At 65.9% G+C, this 5,362-nt stretch carries 11 protein-coding genes; all 11 read right to left on the bottom strand.

What is annotated here, in order from left to right; translation table 11 throughout:
• A partial coding sequence (locus tag V5F77_RS28150) for a phage protein GemA/Gp16 family protein (protein ID WP_429008372.1) occupies window positions 1–216 on the bottom strand: 216 nt, incomplete at its 3' end.
• Window positions 213–623, bottom strand: a complete 411-nt coding sequence (locus V5F77_RS28145) for an ASCH domain-containing protein (RefSeq protein WP_429008371.1) — start codon at window positions 621–623, stop codon at window positions 213–215. The genes V5F77_RS28145 and V5F77_RS28150, both read right to left, overlap by 4 nt.
• Entirely contained in the window at window positions 623–880 is a 258-nt protein-coding gene (locus V5F77_RS28140) for a hypothetical protein (RefSeq protein ID WP_429008370.1), read from the bottom strand. The genes V5F77_RS28145 and V5F77_RS28140 overlap by 1 nt, the downstream gene beginning before the upstream one ends.
• Window positions 877–1,281 carry a thermonuclease family protein gene (locus V5F77_RS28135; protein ID WP_429008369.1) on the bottom strand — a complete coding sequence of 135 codons (405 nt, stop codon included), beginning with the start codon at window positions 1,279–1,281 and terminating at the stop codon, window positions 877–879. Before V5F77_RS28135 ends, V5F77_RS28140 begins: the two co-directional genes overlap by 4 nt.
• Entirely contained in the window at window positions 1,278–1,829 is a 552-nt protein-coding gene (locus tag V5F77_RS28130) for a helix-turn-helix domain-containing protein (RefSeq protein WP_429008368.1), read from the bottom strand. The genes V5F77_RS28135 and V5F77_RS28130 overlap by 4 nt, the downstream gene beginning before the upstream one ends.
• Window positions 1,826–2,029, bottom strand: coding sequence for a hypothetical protein (locus V5F77_RS28125; protein ID WP_429008367.1), 204 nt, complete (start codon window positions 2,027–2,029; stop codon window positions 1,826–1,828). Before V5F77_RS28125 ends, V5F77_RS28130 begins: the two co-directional genes overlap by 4 nt.
• Before the next feature lie 10 nt (window positions 2,030–2,039).
• On the bottom strand, window positions 2,040–2,627 hold the full coding sequence (locus V5F77_RS28120) for a DUF3164 family protein (protein WP_429008366.1): 588 nt from the start codon (window positions 2,625–2,627) through the stop codon (window positions 2,040–2,042).
• Between the two features lie 52 nt (window positions 2,628–2,679).
• The gene (locus V5F77_RS28115; RefSeq protein ID WP_429008365.1) at window positions 2,680–3,006 is read right to left on the bottom strand and encodes a hypothetical protein; all 327 of its coding nucleotides are present in this window, start codon (window positions 3,004–3,006) and stop codon (window positions 2,680–2,682) included.
• Window positions 3,003–3,308: a hypothetical protein gene (locus V5F77_RS28110; protein WP_429008364.1), complete on the bottom strand. Its 306-nt coding sequence runs from the start codon at window positions 3,306–3,308 to the stop codon at window positions 3,003–3,005. The genes V5F77_RS28115 and V5F77_RS28110 overlap by 4 nt, the downstream gene beginning before the upstream one ends.
• Window positions 3,309–3,318: 10 nt before the next feature.
• On the bottom strand, window positions 3,319–4,284 hold the full coding sequence (locus V5F77_RS28105; protein WP_429008363.1) for an AAA family ATPase: 966 nt from the start codon (window positions 4,282–4,284) through the stop codon (window positions 3,319–3,321).
• 42 nt (window positions 4,285–4,326) lie between these two features.
• The coding region (locus V5F77_RS28100) for a transposase domain-containing protein (protein WP_429008362.1) at window positions 4,327–5,362 on the bottom strand (1,036 nt) is incomplete at its 5' end.

The raw sequence follows: 5,362 nt of genomic DNA, 5'->3' as shown, positions 1-5,362 counted from the left end.
GGGCGCGGCATCCGGCGCTGCCGGTGCCGGATTGGTCCACAGCTTCAATTTTTCCATGACCTTCCAGGCAGCGTCTGAGCTGAGGCCCTTGGCGGTGCGCTGGCCGGTCTCGGCTTCCAGGAGGTCGCGATAGCTGTCGTCGTCGAGGCCGAGTTTCGCCGCCATCGCGTGGATCGCGCCGATCTGCTTCGAACTGGCGGGCGCGGCGGCGATCATGTGCGATCCTCCCAGCGAATAAGCACCAGGTCCTCGTGCAGTTGCGGGCCGTGGACCGACCGCCACCACACGCCAAAGAAATCGATGGGACGGTGGTCAGGCATCGGCCGCCCAAACCCATCGGCCACGGCGAACGCATCTGCTTCCTCGCTTGCGAGTTCGAGGACGACGCCGTTGATTTCGAGATGCGCGAGATACCCTGGCCTCGTGTCGATCACCAGCCGGTCCACGCCGATGCAGACCGGGTCGGGGATGATCTTGCGGCAACACTTCGTGCGCATGCCCTGGAAGATTTGCAGGCGCTCTTCGGGCCGTGCATGGCGCGGGCGTGGAAGCCGGATTGTCTGGCGTTTGATGCGCCGCTCGATATCGGCGACGAATGCGCTCTTGAAGCTGTAAGCGACCATCACCGCTCCCCCCGATAGGTCAGCAGACGCGGCGGGGCCGCGATCGCTCCTGTGCCGCGCTCGGCCTTCTTCGGCTTGTCGGCGGCCTTCTGGTCGCGCTGGATCTCGGCCAGATCCTGCAGGAGCATGCCGAGGCGGAGCGGGTCGAAGATCTCGATCTCGATCTTCACCAGGGCGCCGCCCTTGGCCTGTGTCGCGGCCGAAAAGGACTTGAGGCGGCCATCCTCGCCCGGCCAATAGATGCTGCGCAGGGTCATGGCCGCACCCCGCACCAATGCGCAGCGCGATCCACCCACGCGTCATGCCCAGGCCGCCACGCGATGGCGAGGCCATCGGCCGAGAGCAGCGCGCCGACGTCCCGGCCACCGACGGTGAGGCGGGCGAGCGTGCGGCCGTAGCGGTCGCGGCCGTGGCGGACGATCTCCACCGGCCGGCCGCGCAGCAGCTCCAGGAGCCGCGCCTTGGCGGCGAGGCCGAGCACAAGCTCGCTCTCGCAGCGCGGGTGGGCGGTCTCTGGCGCATCGATGTCGAGCAGGCGGATATGCTCGGTGCCGAGGGCGACGGTGTCGCCATCGATCACGCGCAGGCGGTTGCCATCAAGCGCGAGGGCGGGCGTGGCGGCCAGGAGCGCGGCCAGCAACAGCAATCGGGCGATCATGATGCGGCTCCCGCTGTCACGTCGGCGCGATCGCGGATCATCGCTTCCAGGCGATCCAGCTCTGCCGCGTATGAGGGATCGCACAGCCGCTCGCGCACCGCTCTGCACGCGTGCGAGACGGTGGTGTGGTTCAGATCGAAATGGGAAGAGACCGCTTTGTTGTTCTTCCTCGTCAGGCGCAGGGCGAGATAGACCGCCAGTTGCCGGGCGCGCACGACATGATATGCGCGACGCGCCGAGTGGATGTCGATGAGACTGACCTGGCAGTGCTCGGCAACCACCGCTTCCACGGTATCGATCGTGATGGGCGCGGCATCCTCCCCCGGCACCGCGCGCAGCGCCGCGAGCAATACCGTGCGCACGGCACGCGGGCCCACCAGCGTGCTCATCTCCAGCGTTCCGGCGATCAGCGCTTCCATGTAGGCCCGCATCTGCGCGGCAGGGGTGAGCTTCGACGCCGGCGCCGGCGCACCGCGATTGAGGCGGAGCGATGTGGAGCGGTAATGCGCCTCCAGCTGTGCGGCCGAGTTGAATTGCATCGCCGTCATTGCACCGTCTCCTTCCGCTCGTTCTGCGCGGGCTTTCCGGGCTGGATCAACAGATGTCCAGTCTCCAGGCCTTTCCCGAAATGTTCGAACACCCATTCCGCTTGCGCTGGGGTTTTGCACGTGACCGTCAACCGCACGACGTCATCGTCCAACAGCTCAAGCTCGACTTGTTTGACTTGGGCGGTGTTTGAATCGCTCATGCTCGCCCCCTCACGCCGAGGCCAGATCGATGGTGATGGCTTTCCACTTCGCGCGGGCATTAGCCCGCTTGTAGAAGCGGCAATATTCTCGGGAGCCTATGACGCAGATGGCGTCGCTTAGGGCCTCCATCGCCTGCGGCCACGGCGCCTTGTCGATCTCGACACGGCGAAGCTGGAACAGCGCCGCGCGATTGATCTTGCCTTCCTTGTCGGTCTGGAAGGCGTGTTGGACCAGTGTCCTTAGCTCGGCGCTGGCGGTCTCCGACCAAGCGGCTATGCAATCATCCACCAGCTCTTTTGCGACCTGCAGCTCAGGGCCAAAGGACAGCTGATCCTGCACCTGAATCCGCACCTGCCCCAGGCCGTCATACTGCGTCAGGGTGGTGTTGCCCTTCGCGCCGCCCCGTGTGCCGCCGTATCGCTCCGAGAGGAGATCCATGAACGTTGCCACATCGTCGAACGTGTGGCCGCGAAACCGGCTGACCCGCGCGGAAAGCTCTTCCGCATTGGCCAGGATCTTGCGGACTGTCTGGTCCTCCAGAAGACGTTGCGGCTTCATGAGGTCGAGCGGCACGAGGTGGCCCTGCGCGTCGGTCATGTACCGATTGCCGCCGACAACGACCACGCCCGGCTCTTCGGCCGGGACGGCATCAGCTTGCATTTCCATGTGCGGGTTCCTCTTCGACAAGGGTGACGTAGCCGAGCGTTACAAGCGCGGCGGTGAGTTGTTCCGTCGCCGCTTCCAGTGCGTCGTCGGTGAGGACGCATTCGGCGAACGTGTCGGCATCGAGCATTTTTGACCGTGCCGCGAGCAGGTCGGCGGCGAGGCGCGCCACCTGATCGAGCGCGACCGTGGCACGCGCCAGATCGACCAAGCGGGTGACCGGTATGCCGACGGCCTCGCGGCGCGGGTTCTTGTGCTCGGCGATCTGGCGGCCGTCGGCGACGCCCCGGCGGCAGATGTCAGCGGATGTCATGCTGCATCGCCTCCGCCGCTGTGGTGCTGATCCGACGGGCGGAACAGGATCACGACATTGCTGCCAGCCACCGGCACCGCCAGCGTCTCCGCTCGGGTGCGGCCGACGGCATCGAGGTCGCGGGCGACCTCGTCCATCTGTGCCAGATCGCGCTCAAGGTCGCGGGCCCGATCGACCATCGCGCTCATCATGAAGATGAGGGTCTGCACCGCCACGGCATGGAGTTGCATGCCGGCCGACTCGTACGGCTTGAACTGATCCCGCAGGGTGGCAAGGCTCTCGCTGAGGGGAGGATTTTTCATTTCCGCCCCCTCACGCCGTTTCGAGCTGCGATGAGGACAATTGCCCCCACGCCTGCCGAATATGGTTCGGGCCGAGCCCTTCGCCGCTGCTGCTCGCGAACATCCCGGCGAGCCGCAGCGTCTTCGTGAGGTTGCGCAGAGCGCCCGGCTTGCGGCCGATCTCCTTCAACAACTGGCCGGCGGGGGCGGCGCCATCAATGCCCCAGGCCGCGAGGATTTCGCAGATGTCTTTTGCGCGCGCTTTCGGTTGCACGATCCGCATGCCGACCCGCGAATGCAGCTGCGCGAACTGGGCGCCGCGTGCCTCACCGCCCTGCAGGCGGCCGAAGACGCTCTCATTGCCGGCGATGGCGATGCCGCACTTCGCGAGGTCATGCACCGTGCGCAACTGGTCGAGTGCTTTGCTCTCCAGGTGCTGTGCTTCGTCGATGATGATGAGCGCCGCCGCATTCTTGAGGCGGGCCACGACGGCGCGAGAGACGCGGTTGGTCGACCGCTCCACCACACCGACAGCGTCGGCGACTGCGGACAGCAGATTGTTGGGCGAGGACAAGCAAGGTTCGGCCGTCACCACAAAAACGTTGGAAGACCGCTTCTGATATTCCTCAATCGCCGTCGTCTTGCCGATCCCGGCGCCGCCCACCGCGACCACGAAGTCGGGTGCCGACTGTGCGAACGCAAACAGGTCGAGCATGGCGGAGGCGGTGGGCGTGCGAACGAAGCCGGGCGCCGTGGGCAGCACCATCGCGGTGCGCTCGCGCTCCCGGCGTGTCTCCAGCCAGCGCGAGACCTTTGCAGCGATGCCGGAGTTGTCACCTTTGTAGGTGCCGCCCATCCACGGGGTGAATGTGCCGTACGCGATGCCGGCTTCCTTGGCGATTTCCACCTGCGTCAGACCTTCTGTGGTCATGATGAGGCGCACTTCTTCCCGCACGTGGTCCAGTGGATTGGCAGGTTTTTCGATGGCGTCGTTCATGCTATGCTTCCTTTGCAACAGACTTTCAGCGGCGCGTGACGATCAATCGTCCGCGCCGTTCTCTTTTCCGACCACGTGCAGCTTCCTGACCGCGCGGCCGAACATTTCGAGCACCTCTTCCTGATCGTGCTCGTATGCTTGCTTGAGAGCGGTGCCGCCGGCGCCGAACAGCGGACGCACCACCTTGTTCTCCGGCGGTTCCGGCGCCTCGATCTTGGCCATGAGGGCGCCGACCTGCTCGGGCGTGAGCTTGCGCTCGGCGGCCGCTGCGGCCTTGCTGGCGCGTAGGAAATCGTTGCGGGCGCGGGCGTGGACGCGGCTCGCGGCGGTGGAGAAAAAGCCAGCCGCCTCAAGGCAGGGCGCCTCGCCCAGGAACGCACCGTCGGGCCGGTAGATGTAAACGCGGTCGTGCAGCGCATCCGGGTCGAACCGGATCATCACCATTTTGCCCATGTGGCCGACCAGGAACTCGGACCAATACCGGTTCCCTTCCAGCCACACCGCGCCGTCCGGCTGGCGCGCGGTCACCAGATCGCTGGTGAGCAGGAGGCGGCGCAGCTGCTGTTCGGACGCCCGCTTGATCAGGGCGCCGTTGGCGATCGACAGCGCGTAAGCCTCGGCGAAGGAGAGGCGCCCGGCACAGACCTCCGTGCGCCGGCCGGCGCGAGTGTTGTGCTCGATGATCCCTTCGGAGACGACGGCGAGGAAGGTCTCCAGGGGCACGGCCTTGCTGCCGTAATTCTCCGGCTTGTTCGCCACCGAGTTGCCGGTCCAGGCGCCGGCGAAGCGCGGATCGCGGGCGACGTTCTGCGCCAAATCGCGCCACGCGCGCTCGATCGGTTTCGCCTGCCCGTGGTACGGCGTCGCCCAGTGCACCTCAGCACCGAAAGCGGTGATGATGCCCTCCGGCTCCTCGTCGCGGATCTTGAAGCGATATCGGGACTTCTGGCCGCCGGTGATCTGTTTCGAGGCAAAGGACCGGCCGTTGTCGAACAGGACGTGTTCGGGGATGCCGTAGGTTTCGACCAGATCAGAGAACGCGAGCCGCACCAGATCCTTGTTTTCGCTGGTGTCGATC

It is taken from the genome of Roseixanthobacter psychrophilus (assembly GCF_043195195.1).
Taxonomy (GTDB): Bacteria; Pseudomonadota; Alphaproteobacteria; order Rhizobiales; family Xanthobacteraceae; genus NCEH01.
The sequence above is the reverse complement of the archived record's forward strand: the minus strand, read 5'-3'. Positions and strand labels throughout refer to the sequence as shown.